This window comes from Intrasporangium flavum (genome assembly GCF_001956915.1).
Lineage (GTDB): Bacteria > Actinomycetota > Actinomycetes > Actinomycetales > Dermatophilaceae > Monashia > Monashia flava.
Map to the genome: position 1 here is coordinate 1 of NZ_MLJO01000055.1, position 730 is coordinate 730.

The window sequence follows — 730 nt, forward strand, 5'->3', positions numbered from 1 at the left end:
GGTGGTGGGTGGGGCCACCGTCGGGGCGGAGCAGGCGGTGAGGGCCGCCAGGACGGCGAGGCCGAGGGCCGCTGCCGGCACCCTCATCGTGCCAGCGGGTCGGTCACGACCTCGTACGGGCCGGAGGCGACCGCCTCGTCGAACTTGCTGTCCACGTAGAGGGTCCGCCCATGCAGCGTCTTGGCGGTCGTCAGCACCCGCGTGGGGTCGGTGGCCTGCTGCGCGAGGAGGCGGGCGGTGCGCCCGTCGGCCGACAGGTGCAGCGTCGCGACCTTGCGGGCGAAGTTGCGCACGACCGTGAGGCGGGAGCCCTGCAGCACGAGGCCGTCCGCGTCGGTCAGGTCGGCCGGCGCTGCGTCGCCGGTGTCGACGCGCGTGGCGGCCCCGGTGGCGAGGTCGAAGCGCCACAGGATGCCGACGTTGCCCTGGGCGACGACGAGCGCGGAGCGGTCGGCGCTGACGACGATGCCGCCGAGGTTGAAGCCCGCCGACGTCGTGATGGTGCCGGTGGCGTCGGCCCAGCGGGTCACCGTCCAGTCGCCGCCGTCGAGGGCGACGCGGTACAGCTGCGGCGCGTTGGAGTTGGTGAAGTATGCGGCGCCGTCGGGGCCGATGGCGACGTCGTTGAGGAAGACGTTTTCGCCGGGGGCCCGGAGCGCGGCGAGCAGCTCGCCCCCGGCGGAGTAGACCCAGAGGTCGGGGCGGCCGGTCCCGATGCCGTTCGGTCCGC

1 protein-coding gene is annotated in these 730 nt (G+C 74.7%); it reads right to left on the reverse strand.

All coding sequences use genetic code 11. The annotated features are described in order from the left end of the window. Positions 1-83 precede the first annotated feature (83 nt). Positions 84-730 (reverse strand): gluconolaconase (locus tag BIV28_RS19625; protein WP_076264206.1); only part of this gene is annotated, 647 nt, incomplete at its 5' end.